Genomic DNA, 21,643 nt, shown 5'->3' with positions numbered 1-21,643 from the left:
CGTGAGAACGATCACTGAGAACGACTGCAACCGCCAGGCGGGGGAAGGCCCGGCGAGCCCCTCGCTTCGCGGCACGGCCGCCCCGCCCGGTACGCTCACCGCCGTGCCACAAGCTGATCAGACCTCCCCCGAGTCCTTCCCCGGGCCGCCCCGCCCCGCGCGGGTCACGCCCGTCCCGCTCGCGGAGCTGGCCCGACTGCTGGATGCCGACGACCCCGGCGCGCCGGTGGGCGGCGCACTGGCCGAGGCGGGCGATGTGAAGGCGGTGTCCGTCACCGGTATCACCCATGACTCCCGTGCCGTCCGCCCCGGCGACGTCTACGCGGCGCTGCCCGGCGCCCGGCTGCACGGCGCCGACTTCGTGGAGCAGGCCCGCACGCTGGGTGCCGCCGCCGTGCTGACCGACCCGGGCGGCACCGAGCGGGCCCGCGCCACCGGGCTGCCGGTGCTCACCGTGCCGGACCCGCGCGGCCGGATGGGGGAGCTGGCCGCCGCCATCTACGGCAGGCCGGGCGAGGACCTGCTCCAGATCGGCATCACCGGTACCTCCGGCAAGACGACGACCGCCTACCTGGTGGAAGGCGGGCTGCGCAAGGCCGCCGAGAAGGAGGGCGGGCTGACCGGGCTGATCGGCACCGTCGAATCGCGGATCGGTGACGAGCGGATCAAGTCCGAGCGCACCACCCCGGAGGCCACGGATCTCCAGGCGCTGTTCGCGGTGATGCGCGAGCGCGGGGTCGGCTCCCTCGCCATGGAGGTCTCCAGCCACGCGCTGGTCCTGGGCCGGGTGGACGGCTGCGTCTTCGACATCGGGGTGTTCAACAACCTCAGCCCCGAGCACCTGGACTTCCACCCGGACATGGAAGACTACTTCCAGGCCAAGCGGCAGCTGTTCACCCCGCGGCGCTCGCGGGCCGCGGTCGTCAACTTCGACGACGAGTACGGCTTCCGGCTGCTGACCGAGCTGAAGGAGGAGGGCTTTCCCGTCGTCTCCTTCTCCGCGGAGGGCCACCCCGACGCCGACTGGCGGGCCGAGGACGTGGAGCTGGGCCCGCTGGGCTCGACCTTCACGGCCGTGGGACCCGACGGTCAGCGGGTGCCCGGCGGGGTGCCGCTGGCCGGGCCGTTCAACGTGTCCAACGCGCTGGCCGCGCTCACCGCGCTGGTGTCCGCCGGGATCGACCCGCACACGGCCGCCGAGGGCATCGCCTCGGTGCCCGGCGTCCCCGGCCGCCTCCAGCGGGTGGACGCCGGCCAGGACTATCTGGCCATCGTCGACTACGCGCACAAGCCCGACGCCGTCGAATCCGTGCTCTACGCCGTGCGCAAGGTCACCGACGGCGCCGTGCACGCCGTCCTCGGCTGCGGCGGCGACCGCGACCCGCACAAGCGCCCCGCGATGGGCGCGGCCCTGGCGCGGCTGTCCGACACGGCGGTGCTCACCTCCGACAACCCCCGCTCCGAGGACCCGCTGGCGATCCTCGCGGCCATGCTCGGCGGCGCCGCCGAGGTCCCGGCCCATGAGCGCGGCACCGTGCTGCTGGAGGAGGACCGGGCCGCCGCCATCCGCGCCGCCGTCGCCCGTGCCGAGCCCGGCGACAGCGTGCTGGTGCTGGGCAAGGGCCACGAGCAGGGCCAGGACATCGCCGGCGTCGTACGGCCGTTCGACGACGTGGAGGTGCTGCGCGAGGCCATCCGCGAGCGGACGCACTCCGCCGTGCCGGCCCCGGCGGCCTCCCCGCCGCCCGCCACCCCCTCGTCCCCCGTCCCTTCGTCTCCCCCTCCCCACCCCGACCTTCCCACCGAGAATCACCGGACAGACGACCAGAACCGATGATCCCCCTCTCCCTCGCAGAGATCGCCGCTCTCACCGGCGGACGGCAGCACGACATAACGGACCCGGACGCGCGGGTCACCGGGCCGGTGGTGATCGACTCCCGCCAGGTGGGCCCCGGTGCCCTCTTCGCGGCGTTCGCCGGTGAGCGCGCCGACGGACACGACTTCGCCGCCGCCGCCGTCGAGGCCGGCGCCGTCGCCGTGCTCGCCTCCCGGCCCGTCGGCGTCCCCGCCGTCGTCGTCGACGACGTCACCCGCGCCCTGGGCGCGCTGGCCCGGCACCTGGTGCAGACCCTCGGCACCCATGTGGTCGCGATGACCGGGTCCAGTGGCAAGACCAGCACCAAGGACCTGATCGCCCAGCTGCTCCAGCGACTGGGGCCCACGGTGTGGCCGGAGGGCTCCCAGAACAACGAGATCGGTCTGCCGCTGACGGCGCTGCGCGCCGACGAGTCCACCCGGCACCTGGTGCTGGAGATGGGCGCCCGCGGCATCGGTCACATCCGCTACCTCACCGAACTGACGCCGCCCCGCATCGGTGTCGTCCTCAACGTCGGCACCGCGCACCTGGGCGAGTTCGGCGGACGTGAGCAGATCGCCCAGGCCAAGGGCGAACTGGTGGAGAACCTGCCGGCCGCGGACGACGGCGGAGTGGCGGTCCTCAACGCGGACGACCCGTACGTACGGGCCATGGCGAGCCGTACCCGGGCCCGCGTCGTCTTCTTCGGCGAGGACCCCGAAGCGGACGTAAGGGCTGAAAACGTACGGCTCTCGGACCGCGGTACCCCGGCTTTCACCCTTCACACACCCACCGGGTGCGGTGATGTGACGATGCGCCTGTACGGTGAGCACCACGTGTCGAACGCGCTCGCCGCGGCGGCCGTCGCCCACCAACTGGGCATGCCCGCTGGGGACATCGCTGACGCGCTCTCCTCGGCGAGCACGCTCTCCCGGTGGCGGATGGAGGTCACCGAGCGCGCCGACGGCGTCACGGTCGTCAACGACGCCTACAACGCCAACCCCGACTCCATGCGGGCCGCGCTCCGTGCCCTGTCCGCCATGGGACAGGCGGTCAAGGCCCGGGGGGGCCGGACCTGGGCGGTGCTGGGCGAGATGGCCGAGCTCGGTGACGATTCGCTCGCCGAGCACGACGCGATCGGACGGCTCGCCGTCCGGCTCAACGTCAGCAAGCTCGTGGCAGTCGGAGGCCGGGAGGCCGCCTGGCTCGACATGGGTGCCAAGAACGAGGGTTCGTGGGGTGAGGAGTCGGTGCACGTGTCCGACACTGAGGCGGCCGTCGACCTGTTGCGCAGTCAACTGCGCGCGGGGGACGTCGTGCTGGTGAAGGCGTCCCGGTCGGTCGGCCTGGAGAAGGTGGCGGCTGCCCTGCTGGAGGGCGGGACCACCTCGGCGCACGAGGCCGGAGGCGCCGCCCGATGAGGCAGATCCTCCTGTCCGGGGTCATCGGACTCTTTCTGTCCCTGATCGGAACCCCGCTGCTGATCAAGCTGCTCGCCTCGCGGGGCTACGGCCAGTTCATCCGGGACGACGGCCCGCAGAACCACCACAGCAAGCGCGGCACCCCCACCATGGGTGGTATCGCCTTCATCCTGGCGACACTGCTCGCCTATGTGCTCACCAAGCTGATCACCGGGGAGGAGCCGTCCTTCTCCGGCGTGCTGGTGCTCTTCCTGTTCGCGGGGATGGGCCTGGTCGGCTTCCTGGACGACTACATCAAGATCGTCAAGCAGCGCAGCCTCGGTCTGCGGGCCAAGGCCAAGATGGCCGGCCAGCTCATCGTCGGTATCGCCTTCGCGCTGCTGGCGCTCAGCTTCGAGGACGCGCGGCAGCTCACCCCGGCCTCCACCAAGCTGTCCTTCACCCAGGACTTCGGCTGGGCCCTGCCGCCCGTGCTGTTCGTCGTCTGGGCGCTGTTCATGATCCTGGCGATGTCCAACGGCGTGAACCTCACCGACGGCCTGGACGGTCTGGCGACCGGCGCCTCGGTGATGGTCTTCGGCGCTTATGTGTTCATCTGCGTATGGGAGTACCAGGAGTCCTGCGCCAACCGGGCCACCGCGGGAGCCAGCTGTTACGAGGTACGCGATCCGCTCGACCTGGCCATCGTCGCGGCGGCCCTGATGGGCGCCTGTTTCGGCTTCCTGTGGTGGAACACCTCGCCGGCCAAGATCTTCATGGGTGACACCGGCTCCCTCGCCCTCGGTGGCGCGCTGGCCGGCCTGGCCATCTGCTCCCGCACCGAACTGCTGCTGGCCATCCTCGGCGGCCTGTTCGTGCTCATCACCATGTCCGTGGTCATCCAGGTCGGCTCCTTCCGGCTCACCGGGAAGCGCGTCTTCAAGATGGCACCGCTCCAGCACCACTTCGAACTGAAGGGGTGGTCCGAAGTCCTTGTGGTGGTCCGGTTCTGGATCATCCAGGGCATGTGCGCCATCGTCGGCGTCGGCATCTTCTACGCGGGCTGGGCGGCGAGCAAGTGAGCACCGGCAGCAGGGCGAACCTCGCGGACCTGACCGCGCAGCTGTCCGGCACGCACGTGACGGTCGCCGGGCTCGGCGTCAGCGGTATGCCCGCCGCCCGCGTCCTGCACCGTCTCGGTGCCCGGGTCACGGTCGTCAACGGCGGCGACGGCGAGGGGCCGCGCCGCCAGGCCGCCGAACTGGAGGAGCTGGGCGTCACCGTGCGGCTCGGTGACGACCGCACCCTGCCCGAGGGCACCGGGCTGGTCGTCACCACCCCCGGCTTCCGGCCGTCCGCGCCGCTCTTCGCGGCGGCGGCCGAGGCCGGGGTGCCGGTGTGGGGCGACGTGGAGCTGGCCTGGCGGCTGCGCGGGCCGGACAGTCCGCCCTGGCTCGCGGTCACCGGCACCAACGGCAAGACCACCACCGTCCAGATGCTCGCCGGGATCCTGCGCGCCGCCGGGCTGCGCACGGCCGCCGTCGGCAACATCGGCGTCTCCCTCATCGACGTCGTGCTGGAGGAGGAGCCGTACAGCGGTCTGGACGTGCTCGCGGTGGAGCTGTCCAGCTACCAGCTGCACTGGGCGCCCAGCCTGCGCCCGCACTCCGGCGCCGTCCTCAACCTGGCCCCCGACCACCTCGACTGGCACGGCTCCATGACGGAGTACGCCGCCGCCAAGGGGCGCATCTACGAGGGCAACCAGGTCGCCTGCGTCTACAACGCCGACGACGCCGAGAGCGCAGCCGCCGCCGGGGCGCCCCGCACCGAGGACCTGGTGCGGGAGGCCGACGTGGTCGAGGGCGCCCGCGCCATCGGCTTCACCCTGGGCGCCCCGGCGCCCTCCCAACTGGGTGTGGTCGAGGGTGTGCTGGTCGACCGGGCCTTCGTCGAGAACCGGCAGCGCCAGGCGCAGGAGCTCGCCGAGGTGAGCGACATCGACCCGCCCGCGCCGCACAACATCGCCAACGCGCTCGCCGCCGCGGCCCTGGCCCGCGCCTTCGGGGTGCCGCCCACCGCGGTACGCGAGGGGCTGCGCGCCTTCCGTCCGGACGCCCACCGCATCACCAGGGTCGCCGAGGTCGGCGGTGTCGGTTACGTGGACGACTCCAAGGCGACCAACACCCACGCGGCTGCGGCCTCGCTGGCCGCCTACGAGAAGATCGTGTGGATCGCCGGGGGACTGGCCAAGGGCGCCACGTTCGACGAGCTGGCCGCCGCCGCGGCCTCCCGGCTGCGCGGCGCCGTGCTGCTGGGCGCCGACCGGCAGCTGATCGCCGACGCCCTGGCGCGACACGCCCCCGATGTGCCGGTGGTGGACCTCGCACGCACCGACACTGGGGCGATGGCGGAGGCGGTCCGGGAAGCGACCGCGCTGGCCCGGCCGGGAGATACCGTACTGCTGGCCCCCGCGTGCGCCTCGATGGACATGTTCGTCAACTACAACGCGCGCGGCGACGCGTTCGCCGAGGCGGTCCGGGCCCTCGCCGCCGCCGAAGGCCACAGCGAGCAGTAACCCCGCGGTCCCGGCCGGCCCAGGGCGCGGGCGAGACGGAGGGGATACGGATGACGGCGCGATCCGCCAAACCGCCCACGGCCCGGCGCGCGGGCACACGCCCCGCGCCCGCGCGCCCGCCGGGGCGCCCCCGTACACCCCAGGGCACGTCCGCCCCGCAACGGCTCTTCCTGCGCGCCAAACGCGCCTGGGACCGGCCGCTGACCGCCTACTACCTGATCCTGGGCGGCAGCGCGCTCATCACCGTGCTCGGACTGGTGATGGTCTTCTCCGCCTCCCAGATCCAGGCCCTCCAGTCCGGCCTCCCCTCCACCTACTACTTCCGCAAACAACTGGTGGCCGCCCTCCTGGGCGCCGTACTGCTGCTGGCGGCCACCCGGATGCCGACGCGGGTGCACCGGGGGCTGGCCTACCCGCTGCTGACCGTCTCCGTCTTCCTGATGTGCCTGGTGCAAATCCCCGGCGTGGGGCAGGAGGTCAACGGCAACCGCAACTGGCTCTCCCTCGGCGGCCCCTTCCAGCTCCAGCCCAGCGAGTTCGCCAAGCTGGCGCTCGTCCTGTGGGGCGCCGACCTGCTGGCGCGCAAGGGCGAGAAGAAGATGCTCACCCAGTGGAAGCACCTGCTGGTGCCGCTGGTGCCCGGCACGCTGCTGCTGCTCGGCCTCATCATGCTCGGCGGCGACATGGGCACCGCCATCATCCTGGGCGCCGTGCTCTTCGGGCTGCTGTGGCTGGCCGGCGCCCCCACCCGGCTGTTCGGCACCGTGCTGGCGGTCGCCGTCGTCGCGAGTGCGTTCCTCATCACATCCAACCCCAACCGGATGTCCCGGCTCGGCTGCATCGCCGCCACCGATCCGGGGCCGCAGGACCAGTGCTGGCAGGCCGTGCACGGCATCTACGCGCTGGCGTCCGGCGGATGGTTCGGTTCCGGCCTCGGGGCGAGTGTGGAAAAATGGGGTCAACTCCCCGAACCGCACACCGACTTCATCTTCGCCGTGACCGGGGAGGAACTCGGTCTGGCGGGGACGCTGTCGGTGCTCGCCCTCTTCGCGGCTCTAGGCTATGCGGGTATCCGCGTGGCCGGACGCACGGAGGACCCGTTCGTGAGGTATGCCGCGGGAGGTGTGACGACGTGGATCACCGTGCAGGCGGTGGTCAACATCGGTGCGGTGCTCGGTCTGCTGCCGATCGCCGGTGTCCCCCTCCCGCTGTTCTCCTACGGTGGGTCCGCCCTGCTGCCGACGATGTTCGCCGTCGGAATGCTGATCGCCTTCGCGCGCAGCGATCCGGCGGCACGAGCAGCGCTGGCCGTGCGGCAGCCCGGCCTGTGGCAGCGCATGCCGCGGGGAGGGCTGGCAGGGCTGCTGCGTCCGGGGACCACCTCCGGCCGGAAGAGAGAGAAGACGATGAGACGGCGCACGAGGCGTGTGCCGTCCGGAGAGCGGTGAAACAGCGTGCACGTCGTACTCGCCGGTGGGGGGACCGCCGGCCACATCGAGCCCGCGCTCGCCCTCGCGGACGCCCTGCGGAGGCAGGACCCGACCGTGGGGATTACGGCCCTCGGTACGGAGCGCGGCCTGGAGACGCGGCTCGTGCCCGAGCGCGGCTACGCGCTTGAGCTGATCCCGGCCGTTCCGCTGCCGCGCAAACCCACGCCCGAACTGATCACCGTGCCCGGCCGGCTGCGCGGCACCATCAAGGCGGCCGAGCAGATCCTGGAGCGCACCAAGGCCGACTGCGTCGTCGGCTTCGGCGGCTACGTGGCGCTGCCCGGCTATCTGGCGGCCAAGCGTGCCGGGGTGCCCATCGTCGTGCACGAGGCCAACGCCCGGCCCGGACTCGCCAACAAGATCGGCTCCCGGTACGCGCACGCCGTGGCCGTCTCCACGCCCGACAGCAAGCTGCGCAACGCGCGGTACGTCGGCATCCCGCTGCGCCGCTCCATCGCGACGCTCAACCGGGCCGCCGTCCGGCCGGAGGCCCGCGCCGCGTTCGGGCTCGCCCCCAACCTGCCCACGCTGCTGGTCTCCGGCGGTTCACAGGGCGCGCGCCGGCTCAACGAGGTCATCCAGCAGGTCGTTCCGCACCTCCAGCGCGCCGGGGTCCAGATCCTGCACGCCGTGGGCCCCAAGAACGAGCTCCCCCACGTGGACCAGATGCCCGGTATGCCGCCCTATGTGCCGGTACCGTATGTGGACCGGATGGACCTCGCATACGCCGCGGCCGACATGATGCTCTGCCGCGCCGGCGCGATGACCGTGGCGGAACTCTCGGCCGTCGGGCTGCCCGCCGCCTATGTGCCGCTGCCCATCGGCAACGGCGAACAGCGGCTCAACGCCCAGCCGGTCGTCAAGGCGGGCGGCGGACTCCTCGTCGACGACGCCGAACTGACACCGGAGTGGATCCAGGGCAACGTGCTCCCGGTCCTCACCGACCCGCAGCGGCTCACCGCCATGTCGCGCGCCGCTGCCGAGTTCGGCCGTCCGGACGCCGACGAACTGCTCGTCGGCATGGTGCACGAGGCGATCGCCGCGGGCCACCGGCGCTGAGCCGTACCGGGGCCCGCAGCCGGCGGCTCGCCGACAACGCAGAAAGCAGGGTGGTCCGGCGTGGTCAGAGCTGCCAGAACGGCCAAGTCCGACAAGGGTGAGAGGACCGGCGGGACGGGCAAGGGCGCCGCGGCCGGCAAAGTGGCCGCGGCGGGCCGCGGGGCCGGCACGGCCCGTCCCGTACGGCCCCGGGGCGCGGCCGGGACGGCCGGCCGCGCGACGCCCCGCCCCGCGGCACCGTCCCGCGGCTCCGGTTCGGGTTCCGGTTCCCGGGGCGGCCGGGGAAACGGAAGCGGTGACGGCGAAACCCGTCCGGGACGGTGGCTGCCGAAACGCCGCACGCTGCTGCTCGTCCTGGCACTCCTCGTCCCACTGTGCGGATTCGGCCTGTGGGCCCTCTACGGCTCCTCGTGGCTGCGCGCCGAGAACGTCTCCGTCGGGGGAACCCGCGTACTGAGCGAGAACGACGTCACCCGCGCCGCGGCCGTTCCGCTCGGCGACCCGCTCATCAGCATCGACAAAGGCGCCGTGCGCGAGCGTGTGCGCCGGGCGCTGCCCCGGGTGCGTGATGTCACCGTCGAACGGAGCTGGCCGCACGACATCACCCTCACGGTGACCGAAAGACGACCTGAACTGGTCATGGAAAGCGCCGGCAAGTATGTGGAAGTGGACGTCGACGGCGTGCGATTCGCCACAGTGGGCAAGCCGCCGAAAGGCGTTCCGGTTCTCGTACTGCAAGGCGGATCACGACCGGCCCGGGAGCACTTCTCGGACACACGGTTGCGCCGCGAAGCCGCCCGGGTCGCCGCGGCACTGCCCGAACCGGTACGCCGGGCCACCCGTGTCGTCCGGGTGCGCTCCTACGACGACATCACTCTGGAACTGACCGGGAAACGCACCGTCGGATGGGGCAGCTCCGAACGAGCCGAGGCGAAGGCCACCGCGCTCACCGCCCTGATGAAAGCCGCCGAGGACGCCACCCACTTCGACGTCTCCGCCCCCAGCGCACCGGCCGCCTCGGACAGTTGACCCGGCGCCGGAGCCGCACCGCCCGGCCCGCGTACCGCCGGCCGGGCGCGGCGAACGGCTGGACTCCCGCCGTGCCGGGCCGCGTCAGTTGACCCGCGGGGTCTCGCGTGACCACGCTGATGCCTGCCCGTTGGCACCCGCCCGTCGGTTGACGGGCGTCGTGGCTGGTGAGCACCCTGGATGGCTACCGCTCAGGCTGATCACATAGGGTGAAAAGAAAAACGGGAGGTTCGGCGTGTTCGTTGAACACCCAGCGCTTGTCGACTTAGTGTCCGTTGCGAAGAGTCCAAGTAAGACAGGCACTGGTAACCCTAAACTTCACACTTAGGGTTCGGGTCGGCGTTCGAACCGCCCCACAGGGATACGTAACTCGAGGCGAGAGGCCTTCGACGTGGCAGCACCGCAGAACTACCTCGCAGTCATCAAAGTCGTCGGTATTGGCGGCGGTGGCGTGAACGCCATCAACCGGATGATCGAGGTCGGTCTCAAGGGCGTCGAGTTCATCGCGATCAACACTGACGCGCAAGCCCTGTTGATGAGCGACGCCGACGTCAAGCTCGATGTGGGCCGCGAACTGACGCGCGGCCTCGGCGCCGGCGCCAACCCGGACGTCGGCCGCAAGGCGGCCGAGGACCACCGCGAGGAGATCGAGGAGGTCCTCAAGGGCGCCGACATGGTCTTCGTGACCGCCGGCGAGGGCGGCGGCACCGGCACCGGTGGCGCACCCGTCGTGGCGAACATCGCCCGCTCGCTCGGCGCGCTCACCATCGGCGTGGTCACCCGCCCCTTCACCTTCGAGGGCCGCCGCCGGGCCAACCAGGCCGAGGACGGCATCGCGGGGCTCCGCGACGAGGTCGACACGCTGATCGTCATTCCGAACGATCGGCTGCTGTCCATCTCGGACCGCCAGGTCAGTGTGCTGGACGCCTTCAAGTCGGCGGACCAGGTGCTGCTCTCCGGCGTCCAGGGCATCACCGACCTGATCACCACCCCGGGCCTGATCAACCTGGACTTCGCGGACGTCAAGTCCGTGATGTCGGAGGCGGGCTCGGCCCTCATGGGCATCGGCTCGGCGCGCGGCGACGACCGCGCGGTGGCCGCCGCCGAGATGGCCATCTCCTCGCCGCTGCTGGAAGCCTCCATCGACGGGGCGCGCGGTGTGCTGCTGTCCATCTCCGGTGGCTCGGACCTGGGCCTGTTCGAGATCAACGAGGCCGCACAGCTGGTGAGCGAGGCCGCGCACCCGGAGGCCAACATCATCTTCGGTGCCGTTATCGACGACGCCCTCGGCGACGAGGTGCGGGTGACGGTCATCGCCGCCGGGTTCGACGGCGGCCAGCCGCCCTCCAAGAAGGGGGAGAAGGCGCTGGGCTCCCCCTCGGTCCCCGCGCCGGCTTCCGCCTCCTCGTACAAGGACGAGCCGTCCTCGGCGGCCGATCCGGAGCCGGAGCGCCCCACCTTCGGCGGCCTCGGCTCGGTCACGCCGCGCGAGGACGACGTACCGGCGGCCCGTCCGGAGCCCTCCCCGGTGGGTGAGGTGCCGCCGCCCCCGCCGACCACCCCGCAGGTGCCGCCGGCCCGTCCGTACCACGACAGTCAGGCGGAAGAGCTGGATGTGCCGGACTTCCTGAAGTGATAACCGCACAAGAGACGGTCCGCGGCGCGCACTTCGCCTTCACCGACAGGTGGGGCGGGGTGAGCGCCGCTCCGTATGAGGAGCTCAATCTCGGCGGCGCGGTGGGCGACGACCCCGAGGCGGTGCGGACCAACCGGGAGCGGGCCGCGCGGGCGCTCGGCCTGTCACCCGACAAGGTGGTCTGGATGCATCAGGTGCACGGGCGCGACGTCGCGGTCGTGGACGCTCCGTTCGGCGCGGACGCGCCTCCGCTCGACGGTGTGGTGACGGCGCGCCGGGGGCTCGCGCTGGCGGTGCTCACCGCCGACTGCACCCCCGTGCTGCTGGCCGACCCGGTCGCCGGGGTCGTCGGAGCGGCGCACGCCGGACGGCCGGGCGTCCAGGCCGGGGTGGCCGAGGCGACCGTCGAGGCGATGAGCCGGCTGGGGGCCGCTCCGGAGCGGATCGTCGCGCGCACCGGGCCCGCGGTGTGCGGCCGGTGCTACGAGGTACCCGCGCGGATGCGGGACGAGGTGGCGGCCGTCGTGCCGGAGGCGTACGCGACGACCCGGTGGGGCACGCCGGCCGTGGACATGGCCGCCGCGGTGCGGGCGCAGCTCGCCCGGGCGGGTGTCACAAGATGGGAACAGTCTTCCGTATGCACCCTGGAATCGGGTGATCACTTCTCGTACCGCAGGGAGAAGACCACGGGAAGGCTTGCGAGTTATGTCTGGATCGAGGCGAGCTGAACAGTGACGGCACAGATGTCCCCGGAGCCCTCCGGCGCCGACGAGGCGGCGCGCAAGGCGGAGCTGGCCGCCAATCTCGCCCGGGTGGAGGAGCGCATCGAGAGCGCTTGCGTCGCGGCGGGGCGTAAGCGGGAGGACGTCACCCTCATCGTCGTCACCAAGACCTACCCGGCCTCGGACGTGCGGCTGCTGGCCGGGCTGGGGGTGCGGAACGTGGCCGAGAACCGCGACCAGGAAGCCGCGCCCAAGGCTGCCGCCTGCGCCGATGCCCCGCTCACCTGGCACTTCGTCGGCCAGCTCCAGACCAACAAGGCCCGCTCCGTTGCCGGTTACGCCGACCGCGTGCACTCGGTGGACCGGGCCCGGCTGGTGACCGCGCTCTCCGGTGCCGCCGTCCGTGCCGAACGTGAGATCGGCTGTCTGATCCAGGTGGCGTTCGACGCGGAGTCCGGCTCGGTCGGCGAGCGGGGCGGAGTGGCACCCGACGGTGTGACCGATCTCGCGGAAGCGGTGACGGCGGCTCAGGGATTGCGGCTCGACGGAGTGATGACCGTCGCACCGTTGACGGGGCCGCTCGCCGGGCAGCCGGAGGCCGCCTTCGAGCGGCTGAGGGAAATCTCAACGAGCCTGCGTGCGGCCCATCCTGCTGCCACGATGGTTTCGGCGGGGATGAGCGCGGACCTGGAGGAAGCCGTGCGCGCGGGTGCGACACATGTGCGCGTCGGCAGCGCGATACTCGGTCAGCGACCCCGGCTCCGGTAACGTCGCCAAACGAGTTGGGCCACAGCAGAATATATGGTCATTTCCGCCGGAAAGGCCGGTCGGAGAGGGCGCGTGGATCATCCCAGGGCCACCGGTGACGGGGGCGGAGTCGATCCACCACAGAGCGGAGGACGCAGAGAATGGCCGGCGCGATGCGCAAGATGGCGGTCTACCTCGGCCTCGTGGAGGACGATGGGTACGACGGCCGGGGGTTCGACCCCGACGACGAGTTCGAGCCCGAGCCCGAGCCCGAACGTGACCGTCGGCGGTACGAGTCGGAAGAATCACATCATTCCCTCCAGAAGGCCGAACCGGACGAACCGGTACGGGTCGTTCACCCGCCGGCGCAGCGGGAACGGGAGCAGGAGCCAACTCCGGCGGTTGCTGCCGAAAGTGGACGACCTGGAAGAATCGCTCCGGTGTCATCCATCACACCTGAACGCCAGAACGTCGAGAAGAGTGCCCCGGTGATCATGCCCAAGGTCGTGTCCGAACGTGAGCCGTACCGGATCACCACGCTGCACCCACGCACCTACAACGAGGCCCGTACCATCGGGGAACACTTCCGTGAGGGCACTCCGGTGATCATGAATCTGACGGAGATGGACGACACCGACGCGAAGCGACTTGTCGACTTTGCGGCTGGTCTGGTCTTCGGTCTGCACGGCAGTATCGAGCGAGTGACGCAGAAGGTGTTCCTGCTGTCTCCTGCTAACGTCGATGTCACGGCGGAGGACAAGGCCCGCATCGCGGAGGGCGGGTTCTTCAACCAGAGCTGAGACAGGCAGAATCCAGGAACGGGCCGCCAGGCCGCACGAGCACCCCAGGGGAGAGGGACGCGTAGATGAGAACCGCATTGGACGTGGTCCAAATCGCGCTCTATGTCTTCCTGCTCGTGCTGATCTTCCGGCTGGTGATGGACTATGTCTTCCAGTTCGCCCGCTCATGGCAACCCGGCAAGGCGATGGTGGTCATCCTGGAGGCCGCCTACACTGTCACCGATCCGCCACTCAAGCTTTTGCGGCGGTTCATCCCACCGCTGCGCTTCGGGGGCGTGGCGCTCGACCTGTCCTTCTTCGTGCTCATGATCATCGTCTACATCCTGATCACCGTCGTGGGCTGGGTGTGAACGATCACATGGTCTTGCCGGTATGCCGACGACTTACGTTGAGGTGAAGAGATGCCCCTGACCCCCGAGGACGTGCGGAACAAGCAGTTCACGACCGTCCGTCTGCGGGAAGGCTATGACGAGGACGAGGTCGACGCCTTCCTCGATGAGGTCGAAGCCGAACTGACCCGACTGCTGCGCGAGAACGAGGACCTGCGCGCCAAGCTGGCAGCCGCCACGCGTGCCGCGGCGCAGAACCAACAACAGGGCGGCATGCGAAAGCCACCCGAACCTCAGGACCGTCAGCAGCAGCAAGGCGGGGCCCCCGTGCCCGCCGCCATATCCGGACCGCAGCCCGTCCCGCCCCAGCAGCAGGGCATGGGCGGTCCGCCGCAGCTTCCCGGCGCACAGGCGCAGCTTCCCGCGGGCCCCGGTGGGCCCGGCGGTCCCGGTGGCCCGGGCCCGCAGGGCGGTCCGATGGGCCCCGGCGGCCCCGGCCCGCAGCAGGGCGGCCCGATGGGCCCCGGCGGTCCGCAGGGCGGCCCGCAGATGCCCGGTCAGAACAACGACAGCGCCGCCCGCGTGCTGTCGCTGGCGCAGCAGACCGCCGACCAGGCGATCGCGGAGGCCCGTTCCGAGGCCAACAAGATCGTCGGTGAGGCGCGCAGCCGCGCCGAGGGTCTGGAGCGGGACGCGCGCGCCAAGGCCGACGCGCTGGAGCGGGACGCGCAGGAGAAGCACCGTGTCGCCATGGGCTCCCTGGAGTCCGCCCGCGCCACGCTGGAGCGCAAGGTCGAGGACCTGCGCGGCTTCGAGCGCGAGTACCGCACGCGTCTGAAGTCGTACCTGGAGAGCCAGCTGCGCCAGCTGGAGAACCAGGCGGACGACTCGCTGGCGCCGCCGCGCACCCCGGCCGCCGCGTCGCTGCCCGCGCCGTCGATGGCCTCGGCCGGTGCTCCCGCGGGTGCGGCCACCAGTGGTGGCGGCTCCATGGGCGGCCACCAGTCGATGGGTGCCAACGGGCACTCCATGGGCGGCCACGCCGGACAGGGCGGCCCGCACACCCAGGGCGGTGCCGGGCACTCGTACGGCGGGCAGCAGCAGATGTCGCCCGCGATGACGCAGCCGATGGCTCCCGTGCGACCGCAGGGCGGGCCGCAGCCGGCGCAGGCGCCGTCGCCCATGAGGGGTTTCCTCATCGACGAGGACGACAGCTGACACGCTGAACCCTTTCACCATCGGGCCGGGCCCGAGAGCGATTCCAGCTCTCGGGCCCGGCCCGTTTCGGTCGGGTTGAGCCCGGCTCGGAAAAGTTCAGGCGCCGGACGGACCTGCGGTGTCGGTCCGTCCGGCGCCTGGGGGGTGCCCGGGATGCCAGGGGGCGCGCGGCCCCCTGGCGGGGTTGTGCGGGGGGGCGCCCCGTCCGTCACGCCTTGCGGAGACGGAAGGTGAGGGCGAGGCCCTCGTCCTCGAAGGAGGGACCCTCCAGCTCGGTCGGGTCGCCCTGGGCGAACTCGGTGGCCAGAACCTCCTCGGCGATGAGGAAGGTGTGCTCGGCGAGGGCGCGGGAGACGTCCTCGTCGGTGGACTGCCAGCGAAGTTCGATCCGGTCGGCGACATCGAGGCCGGAGTTCTTGCGGGCCTCCTGGATGAGCCGGATGGCGTCCCGGGCCAGGCCCGTGCGCCGCAGCTCCGGGGTGATCTCCAGGTCGAGCGCGACCGTGGCGCCCGCGTCGGAGGCCACCGACCAGCCCTCGCGCGGGGTTTCGGTGATGATGACCTCCTCGGGGCTGAGGGCGACGGTCTCGCCGTTGACCTCGACCGAGGCGGTGCCCTCGCGCAGGGCCACGGCCAGGGCGGCGGCGTCGGCCTCCGCGATGGCCCGGGCCACGCTCTGGGTCTCCTTGCCGAAGCGGCGGCCCAGCGCACGGAAGTTGGCCTTCGCCGAGGTGTCGACGAGGGAGCCGCCGACCTCGGAGAGCGAGGCCAGCTCCTCGACGTTCAGCTCCTCGGTGATCTGGGTGCGCATCTCCGGCGACAGCGTCTCGAAGCCCTGCGCGGCGATCAGCGCGCGGGACAGCGGCTGGCGGGTCTTGACGCCGGACTCGGCGCGCGAGGCGCGGCCCAGCTCCACCAGACGCCGCACCAGCAGCATGTCCTGGGACAGCTCCGCGTCGATGCGGGTCAAATCGGCCTCGGGCCAGGCGGACAGGTGGACCGAGTCCGGCGCGCCCGGGGTGACGGGGACGATGAGGTCCTGCCAGACCCGTTCGGTGATGAACGGGGTGATGGGCGCCATCAGCTTGGTGACCGTCTCCACCACCTCGTGCAGGGTGCGCAGCGCGGCGGTGTCGCCCTGCCAGAAGCGGCGGCGGGAGCGGCGGACGTACCAGTTGGACAGGTCGTCGACGAAGGTGGACAGCAGCTTGCCCGCGCGCTGGGTGTCGTAGGCGTCCATGGCGAGGGTGACCTGGTCGACCAGGGCGTGCAGTTCGCTGAGCAGCCAGCGGTCGAGCAGCGGGCGCTGTTCCGGGGCCGGGTCGGTCTCGGAGGGGGCCCAGCCGCTGGTGCGGGCGTACAGCGCCTGGAAGGCGACGGTGTTCCAGTAGGTCAGCAGCGTCTTGCGGACGACTTCCTGGATGGTGCCGTGGCCCACCCGGCGGGCGGCCCAGGGGGAGCCGCCGGCGGCCATGAACCAGCGCACCGCGTCGGCGCCGTGCTGCTCCATGAGCGGGATGGGCTCCAGGATGTTGCCCAGGTGCTTGGACATCTTGCGGCCGTCCTCGGCGAGGATGTGGCCGAGGCAGACGACGTTCTCGTAGGAGGACTTGTCGAAGACGAGGGTGCCGACGGCCATCAGCGTGTAGAACCAGCCGCGGGTCTGGTCGATGGCCTCGGAGATGAACTGGGCCGGGTACCGCTTCTCGAACAGTTCCTTGTTCTTGTACGGGTAGCCCCACTGCGCGAAGGGCATCGAGCCCGAGTCGTACCAGGCGTCGATGACCTCCGGGACGCGGGTGGCGGTGCGCCCGCAGCCCTCGGCGGGGCAGGGGAAGGTGACCGCGTCGATGTAGGGGCGGTGCGGGTCGAGGCCGGACTGGTCGCTGCCGGACAGCTCGCTCAGCTCGGCGAGGGAGCCGACGCAGGTGAGGTGGTCCTCCTCGCAGCGCCAGATGGGGAGCGGGGTGCCCCAGTAGCGGTTGCGGGAGAGGGCCCAGTCGACGTTGTTGTCCAGCCAGTCGCCGAAGCGGCCGTGCTTGACGGACTCGGGGAACCAGTTGGTGGCCTCGTTCTCCCGCAGCAGCGCGTCCTTGATCCGCGTCGTGCGGATGTACCACGACGGCTGCGGGTAGTAGATGAGGGCCGTGTGGCAGCGCCAGCAGTGGGGGTAGCTGTGTTCATAGGCCACGTGCCGGAAGAGGATGCCGCGCTCCGCCATGTCCGCGACCAGGGCTTCGTCGGCCTTCTTGAAGAACTGGCCGCCGACCAGGTCCAGGTCCGGGTCGAAGGTGCCGTCGGCGCGGACGGGGACGACCGGGTCGATGCCGTTGGCGCGGGCCACCCGGAAGTCGTCCTCACCGAAGGGCGCCAGGTGCACCATGCCGGTGCCGTCCTCGGTGGTGACGTAGGTGTCGTTGACGACGAAGTGGGCACCCGGGATGTCCACCAGCTCGAACGGGCGCTGGTAGTGCCAGCCGTTCATCTCGCGGCCCGTGTAGCGCTGGCCGGTGATGTGCCACTCCTCGCCGAGCGCGGAGGCCAGCAGCGGTTCGGCGACGACGACCTTGTCGGTGCCGTTGGAGGCGACGACGTAGGTGACGTCGGGGTGCGCGGCGACCGCGACGTTCGACACCAGCGTCCAGGGCGTGGTCGTCCACACCATCAGCGACGCCTCGCCGGCCAGCGGGCCGGACGTCAGCGGCATCGTGACGTAGACGGACGGGTCGACGACCGTCTCGTAGCCCTGCGCCAGCTCGTGGTCGGACAGGCCGGTTCCGCAGCGCGGGCACCAGGGGGCCACGCGGTGGTCCTGGACCAGCAGGCCCTTCTCGAAGATCTGCTTGAGCGACCACCACACCGACTCGATGTACTCGGGGTTCATCGTGCGGTAGGCGTCGTCCATGTCGACCCAGTAGCCCATGCGGGTCGTCAGCTCGGCGAACGCGTCGGTGTGCCGGGTCACCGACTCGCGGCACTTGGCGTTGAACTCGGCGATGCCGAAGTTCTCGATGTCCTGCTTGCCGTTGAAGCCCAGCTCCTTCTCCACGGCCAGCTCGACGGGCAGGCCGTGGCAGTCCCAGCCGGCCTTGCGGGCCACGTGGTAGCCGCGCATGGTGCGGAACCGGGGGAAGACGTCCTTGAAGACACGGGCCTCGATGTGGTGGGCGCCGGGCATGCCGTTGGCGGTCGGCGGGCCCTCGTAGAAGACCCACTCCGGGCGGCCCTCGGACATCTGGAGGCTGCGGGCGAACACCTTGCTCTCACGCCAGAAGTCGAGCACCGCGCGTTCCATCGCGGGCAGATCGACCTGGGCGGGCACCTGGTTGTACTGCATCGTCGGGTCTTCTTCCTCCGGCGGGCATCGGGAAGGCGTCACGCGCCTTCACTACCGTCGGAGGGACGAGTCCGCCTGCCTGTGCGGCGGTGGGCCCGCGGTACCACCCTCCTTGGCGGCGGGCCACGGTGCGGCCCCCCGCCCCCTCATTGGGGCAGCGCTGCCGGTTCTACTCGCCCCGCGGACCGTGCCGCGGGGGTTTCTTCCGGCGGCTCCGGGGTGATCTTCACGCCGCGCTCGCCTCCGGGCTCCCACCGTCCCCGGATCGCTCTGGGCCGCTCACGGACGCTACTCGTCCCCTTCATCGCCTTTCGCTGCCCCCAGTGTAAGGGGCCCCGCGACGGGCGGCGGAGCGGTTTTCGAGCGGCCGGGCGGGGCACAACGGTTGCAGACCGGCGTGCCCCGTTGCCGTGCCCTTGGGGTCGATTTATCGTTCCGGGCACGTTTCGCGAGCAAGATCACAAAATGTGAAGGGGCCGCGGTCATGGTGGCGGAGGAGAGCGCCGCGAAGAAGACGGCAGCGTCGAAGAAGGCCACACGCAAGGCCGCGGCAACCGACCCGGCCGGTGAGGAGGAGGCACCGGCGAAGAAGACCGCCGCGAAGAAGGCGGCGAAGAAGACGGCGAAGAAGGCGGGGGCGAAGAAGGCGGGGGCGAAGAAGGCACCGGCGAAGGCTCCGGCGAAGAAGGCTCCGGCGAAGAAAGCCGCGGCGGACCAGGCCGCGGGGGAACGGCCCGCGGCACCACAGGCCGCGGCTGACGAGACAGCGGCCGGCGCGGCCGAGGACCGGCAGGACGCCCAGGCGGCGCCCGCCGCGCAGGCCGCGCCAACGACGACGGGAGCAGAGACGGTGGCTGCGAAGAAGACTCCGGCGGCGACGACCGAGGCCGTACCGCCGGCCAGGAACAGCGGGGGCGCGGCCCCCGGGGAACTGCCCGTACGCCCCGGTGAGGACCCCTGGTCCCCCGAGGAGGTCGAGGAGGCCCGCCGGGTGCTGCGGGACGAGGCCGAGCGGCTGCGGGCGGAAATCGTCACGGCCGACGAGGCGCTCAGCGGGCTGATGCGCGACTCGGGCGACGGGGCGGGCGACGACGAGGCCGACACCGGCACCAAGAACATCACCCGCGAGCACGAGATGGCGCTGGCCGCCAACGCCCGCGAGATGCTCTACCAGACCGAGCGGGCCATGGAGCGGCTGGACGCGGGCACCTACGGGCTGTGCGAGAACTGCGGCCGGCCCATCGGCAAGGCCCGGATGCAGGCCTTCCCCCGGGCGACGCTGTGCGTGGAGTGCAAGCAGAAGCAGGAGCGCCGCTGACCGGCGATGAACCACGCCGCCCCCGCGTGTCGTACCCTCAAGGCGTGACTGAGGTGGAGCGGACCGGGGGCAGCCCCGACGACGGCCCGGCCGGTGCGGTCGGCGAAGAGCAGGCCCCGGACCCGCATGACCGGCCGCCGGCTCCCGCCCGCAAGCGCCGGATCCTGGTGCTGATGTCGGTGGCCGCGTTCGCCTTCGTGCTGGACCTGGTCAGCAAGCTGGTGGTGGTCGCCGAGCTGGAGAACCACGAGCCGATCGAGCTGATCGGCACCTGGCTCCAGCTCAGCGTCATCCGCAACCCCGGTGCCGCCTTCGGCATGGGGGAGGCGCTGACGATCGTGCTGACGGCCATCGCGGTGGCCGTCGTCGTGGTGATCGCCCGGATCGCGCGCAAGCTCTACAGCACGCCGTGGGCCATCGCGCTGGGGCTGCTGCTCGGCGGCGCCTGCGGCAACCTGGCCGACCGCATCTTCCGGGCGCCGGGCGTGTTCCAGGGCGCCGTGGTCGACTTCATCGCGCCCAAGCACTTCGCGGTCTTCAACCTCGCCGACTCGGCCATCGTGTGCGGCGGCATCCTGATCGTGCTGCTCTCCTTCCGGGGGCTCGACCCGGACGGCACCGTCCACCGGGACTGACCCTTCCGTCCTGCGCTACCGGTCCGGCTCCCGCGGGACGTGGACGCGTATCCGGTAGCCGTCGCCGGCCTCCCCGGTGACCGTGATCCGCACCCCGTCGCGGAACGTGTGGCCGCGGCCCGGGGTGAAGGGCGCGTCCGACAGTTCGGCCAGTTCGGTGGGGAGCCGGTCGGCGCAGGCCGGGCCGCCGCCGCTGTGCGGCCGGGCGTCCACCACCCGCACCGGGCCCTCCCCGGTGGGCGTGCGGGAGTCGACGGTGTAGAGCAGCACGCCCTCCGCGCAGATGTCCCGGTCCAGCCCCGAACGGGTGCGGGTCTCGGCGACTATCGCCCGGTGCGTCCCGGTGCGGACGACGGTGATGGCCGCGTCACGGGAGCTGAGGGGCGCCAGCGTGTGCTCGGTGGTGCCGGCGGCGGTGACACAGCCGACCCGGGAGCGGTCCAGCCAGCCGAACTTCCACTTGTGCCAGCCCAGCAGGTCGGAGATGCCGGCCATGCTCATGGTGTCCCAGCCGCCGGCGTACTCCACCGAGGCGTTCTCGGCGACGTTGTACAGATCGGGCAGGCCGTAGAGGTGGTTGGCCTCGTGCACGAAGTTGCCGCGCTGCCACAGCGCCGAGTCGGCCGCCCGGCCGAAGATGAGCGCCGCTCCGTGCACCCGGGTGCCGCCCGCCTCCAGGCCGTCGAAGGTGTGGGCCTGCGAGACCGTCGGGGCGGCGGGGACGTTGCTGTCGGCGACGACGAAGACGAGATCGGCGCCGTGCACATCGGTGCCCTGCCGGTGCGCGGCCTCCAGCGCGTCCTGGACGTAGCCGCGCATCAGACTGGTGGGGATGCCGCGGGTGATCCCGTAGGAGGACCACGGCCGCGGCATGCGTATCCAGTCGGCGCTGGGCGAGGTCTCCAGCCGGTACTGGCCGAAGGAGGCGCGGTCGAGGTAGCGGTCCCCGTAGCCGGAGAAGAACCGGGCGCGCTCCCGGGCGGGGGTGGCCGCCGGAAGGTCGGGGAAGTCCACCATCAGCATCAGGGCCCGTTTGTGGCCCCACGGCCGGACGTAGCCCGGCGCCAGCGGGCCCTCGTCGGTGCCGTCCCCGGGCGCTATGGCGCACGGACCGGTGATCCCCTCCGCCGCCGCGGCCGGTACCGGTGCCAGGCACAGACAGGCCGTGGCCAAGGCGGTGGCCAGGGCCATCGCCCGGTGGCGTGCCGGGCGGCGGCGCGGTGGCCGGTCCTGCGGATCGTCGGCCGACCGTCGGCGGGGTATGCCGGGGCCGCCGGGCGGGCCGCCGGATATGCCGGAGCCGTCCTGCCCCGGTCGCGACCGGCGTGCCGGGTGCTTCGGTGTCCTGCGCGGCGTCATCGGGTGGTTCCTCCGCATTCGCTGGCCGGCCCCCGAGGCGCGTCCGGCGCGTCTTCCTCGTAACACGGTCCGCAGCCCGCACCGGCGCCGCACTCCGGGGCGGTCCGCGCGGGTGAGCGGAGCGGAGGAGTGGG

At 71.7% G+C, this 21,643-nt stretch carries 17 protein-coding genes; 15 read left to right on the top strand and 2 right to left on the bottom strand.

The features are described from left to right. Position 1 precedes the first annotated feature (1 nt). The 13 genes from IO40_RS0109015 to IO40_RS0108955 all read left to right on the top strand — a co-directional run bounded on the left by IO40_RS0109015 (position 2) and on the right by IO40_RS0108955 (position 14,860). Complete coding sequence (locus IO40_RS0109015) at positions 2 to 1,837, top strand: UDP-N-acetylmuramoyl-L-alanyl-D-glutamate--2,6-diaminopimelate ligase (protein WP_078565695.1); 1,836 nt, start codon at positions 2 to 4, stop codon at positions 1,835 to 1,837. Then, positions 1,834 to 3,276, top strand: a complete 1,443-nt coding sequence (locus IO40_RS0109010; RefSeq protein ID WP_016468459.1) for a UDP-N-acetylmuramoyl-tripeptide--D-alanyl-D-alanine ligase — start codon at positions 1,834 to 1,836, stop codon at positions 3,274 to 3,276. The genes IO40_RS0109015 and IO40_RS0109010 overlap by 4 nt, the downstream gene beginning before the upstream one ends. Continuing rightward, on the top strand, positions 3,273 to 4,337 hold the full coding sequence (gene mraY / locus IO40_RS0109005) for a phospho-N-acetylmuramoyl-pentapeptide-transferase (RefSeq protein ID WP_016468458.1): 1,065 nt from the start codon (positions 3,273 to 3,275) through the stop codon (positions 4,335 to 4,337). Before IO40_RS0109010 ends, mraY begins: the two co-directional genes overlap by 4 nt. 86 nt (positions 4,338 to 4,423) lie before the next feature. Then, positions 4,424 to 5,830: a UDP-N-acetylmuramoyl-L-alanine--D-glutamate ligase gene (gene murD / locus IO40_RS0109000; RefSeq protein WP_234315497.1), complete on the top strand. Its 1,407-nt coding sequence runs from the start codon at positions 4,424 to 4,426 to the stop codon at positions 5,828 to 5,830. Positions 5,831 to 5,880: 50 nt separating this feature from the next. Beyond that, entirely contained in the window at positions 5,881 to 7,278 is a 1,398-nt protein-coding gene (gene ftsW / locus IO40_RS0108995) for a putative lipid II flippase FtsW (RefSeq protein WP_016468456.1), read from the top strand. 6 nt (positions 7,279 to 7,284) lie between these two features. Continuing rightward, the gene (gene murG, locus IO40_RS0108990; RefSeq protein ID WP_016468455.1) at positions 7,285 to 8,379 is read left to right on the top strand and encodes an undecaprenyldiphospho-muramoylpentapeptide beta-N-acetylglucosaminyltransferase; all 1,095 of its coding nucleotides are present in this window, start codon (positions 7,285 to 7,287) and stop codon (positions 8,377 to 8,379) included. Positions 8,380 to 8,439: 60 nt separating this feature from the next. Continuing rightward, positions 8,440 to 9,408 (top strand): cell division protein FtsQ/DivIB, encoded by a 969-nt coding sequence (locus IO40_RS0108985; RefSeq protein WP_016468454.1) that lies wholly within the window; start codon positions 8,440 to 8,442, stop codon positions 9,406 to 9,408. A gap of 391 nt (positions 9,409 to 9,799) precedes the next feature. Then, a complete protein-coding gene (ftsZ, locus tag IO40_RS0108980; protein WP_016468453.1) occupies positions 9,800 to 11,044 on the top strand; it encodes a cell division protein FtsZ in 1,245 nt (414 codons plus the stop codon). Continuing rightward, positions 11,041 to 11,772, top strand: coding sequence for a peptidoglycan editing factor PgeF (gene pgeF, locus IO40_RS0108975; protein WP_016468452.1), 732 nt, complete (start codon positions 11,041 to 11,043; stop codon positions 11,770 to 11,772). The genes ftsZ and pgeF overlap by 4 nt, the downstream gene beginning before the upstream one ends. A gap of 15 nt (positions 11,773 to 11,787) precedes the next feature. Continuing rightward, on the top strand, positions 11,788 to 12,534 hold the full coding sequence (locus tag IO40_RS0108970; protein ID WP_041968640.1) for a YggS family pyridoxal phosphate-dependent enzyme: 747 nt from the start codon (positions 11,788 to 11,790) through the stop codon (positions 12,532 to 12,534). Between the two features lie 140 nt (positions 12,535 to 12,674). Then, positions 12,675 to 13,313 (top strand): cell division protein SepF, encoded by a 639-nt coding sequence (locus IO40_RS0108965; RefSeq protein ID WP_031175223.1) that lies wholly within the window; start codon positions 12,675 to 12,677, stop codon positions 13,311 to 13,313. A gap of 65 nt (positions 13,314 to 13,378) precedes the next feature. Then, positions 13,379 to 13,663, top strand: a complete 285-nt coding sequence (locus IO40_RS0108960; protein WP_016468449.1) for a YggT family protein — start codon at positions 13,379 to 13,381, stop codon at positions 13,661 to 13,663. 51 nt (positions 13,664 to 13,714) lie between these two features. Then, complete coding sequence (locus IO40_RS0108955; protein WP_016468448.1) at positions 13,715 to 14,860, top strand: DivIVA domain-containing protein; 1,146 nt, start codon at positions 13,715 to 13,717, stop codon at positions 14,858 to 14,860. A gap of 208 nt (positions 14,861 to 15,068) precedes the next feature. Here the strand turns inward: IO40_RS0108955 and ileS are convergent, their stop codons facing one another. Beyond that, the gene (gene ileS / locus IO40_RS0108950) at positions 15,069 to 18,197 is read right to left on the bottom strand and encodes an isoleucine--tRNA ligase (RefSeq protein ID WP_016468447.1); all 3,129 of its coding nucleotides are present in this window, start codon (positions 18,195 to 18,197) and stop codon (positions 15,069 to 15,071) included. Between the two features lie 484 nt (positions 18,198 to 18,681). On the opposite strand from ileS, the gene IO40_RS0108945 reads away from it, so the two are divergent. Together IO40_RS0108945 and lspA are read left to right on the top strand one after the other, a co-directional pair. Continuing rightward, positions 18,682 to 19,515: a TraR/DksA family transcriptional regulator gene (locus IO40_RS0108945; protein ID WP_031175222.1), complete on the top strand. Its 834-nt coding sequence runs from the start codon at positions 18,682 to 18,684 to the stop codon at positions 19,513 to 19,515. Between the two features lie 44 nt (positions 19,516 to 19,559). Next, a complete protein-coding gene (gene lspA / locus IO40_RS0108940; RefSeq protein ID WP_030406156.1) occupies positions 19,560 to 20,150 on the top strand; it encodes a signal peptidase II in 591 nt (196 codons plus the stop codon). A 15-nt stretch (positions 20,151 to 20,165) separates the two neighbouring features. Here lspA and IO40_RS0108935 read toward each other — a convergent pair whose 3' ends face one another. Further along, a complete protein-coding gene (locus IO40_RS0108935) occupies positions 20,166 to 21,509 on the bottom strand; it encodes a metallopeptidase domain-containing protein (RefSeq protein ID WP_031175221.1) in 1,344 nt (447 codons plus the stop codon). Positions 21,510 to 21,643 lie beyond the last annotated feature (134 nt).

It is taken from the genome of Streptomyces albus subsp. albus (assembly GCF_000725885.1).
In the GTDB taxonomy this organism is placed as follows: Bacteria; Actinomycetota; Actinomycetes; order Streptomycetales; family Streptomycetaceae; genus Streptomyces; species Streptomyces albus.
The sequence above is the reverse complement of the archived record's forward strand: the minus strand, read 5'-3'. Positions and strand labels throughout refer to the sequence as shown.

Coding starts and splice junctions, on each gene's coding strand:
- IO40_RS0109010 (WP_016468459.1), top strand. CDS start 1,834: ATGATCCCCCTCTCCCTCGCAGAGATCGCCGCTCTCACCGGCGGACGG.
- mraY (WP_016468458.1), top strand. CDS start 3,273: ATGAGGCAGATCCTCCTGTCCGGGGTCATCGGACTCTTTCTGTCCCTG.
- murD (WP_234315497.1), top strand. CDS start 4,424: ATGCCCGCCGCCCGCGTCCTGCACCGTCTCGGTGCCCGGGTCACGGTC.
- ftsW (WP_016468456.1), top strand. CDS start 5,881: ATGACGGCGCGATCCGCCAAACCGCCCACGGCCCGGCGCGCGGGCACA.
- IO40_RS0108970 (WP_041968640.1), top strand. CDS start 11,788: ATGTCCCCGGAGCCCTCCGGCGCCGACGAGGCGGCGCGCAAGGCGGAG.
- IO40_RS0108965 (WP_031175223.1), top strand. CDS start 12,675: ATGGCCGGCGCGATGCGCAAGATGGCGGTCTACCTCGGCCTCGTGGAG.
- IO40_RS0108960 (WP_016468449.1), top strand. CDS start 13,379: ATGAGAACCGCATTGGACGTGGTCCAAATCGCGCTCTATGTCTTCCTG.
- IO40_RS0108955 (WP_016468448.1), top strand. CDS start 13,715: ATGCCCCTGACCCCCGAGGACGTGCGGAACAAGCAGTTCACGACCGTC.
- ileS (WP_016468447.1), bottom strand. CDS start 18,197: ATGCAGTACAACCAGGTGCCCGCCCAGGTCGATCTGCCCGCGATGGAA.
- IO40_RS0108945 (WP_031175222.1), top strand. CDS start 18,682: ATGGTGGCGGAGGAGAGCGCCGCGAAGAAGACGGCAGCGTCGAAGAAG.
- IO40_RS0108935 (WP_031175221.1), bottom strand. CDS start 21,509: ATGACGCCGCGCAGGACACCGAAGCACCCGGCACGCCGGTCGCGACCG.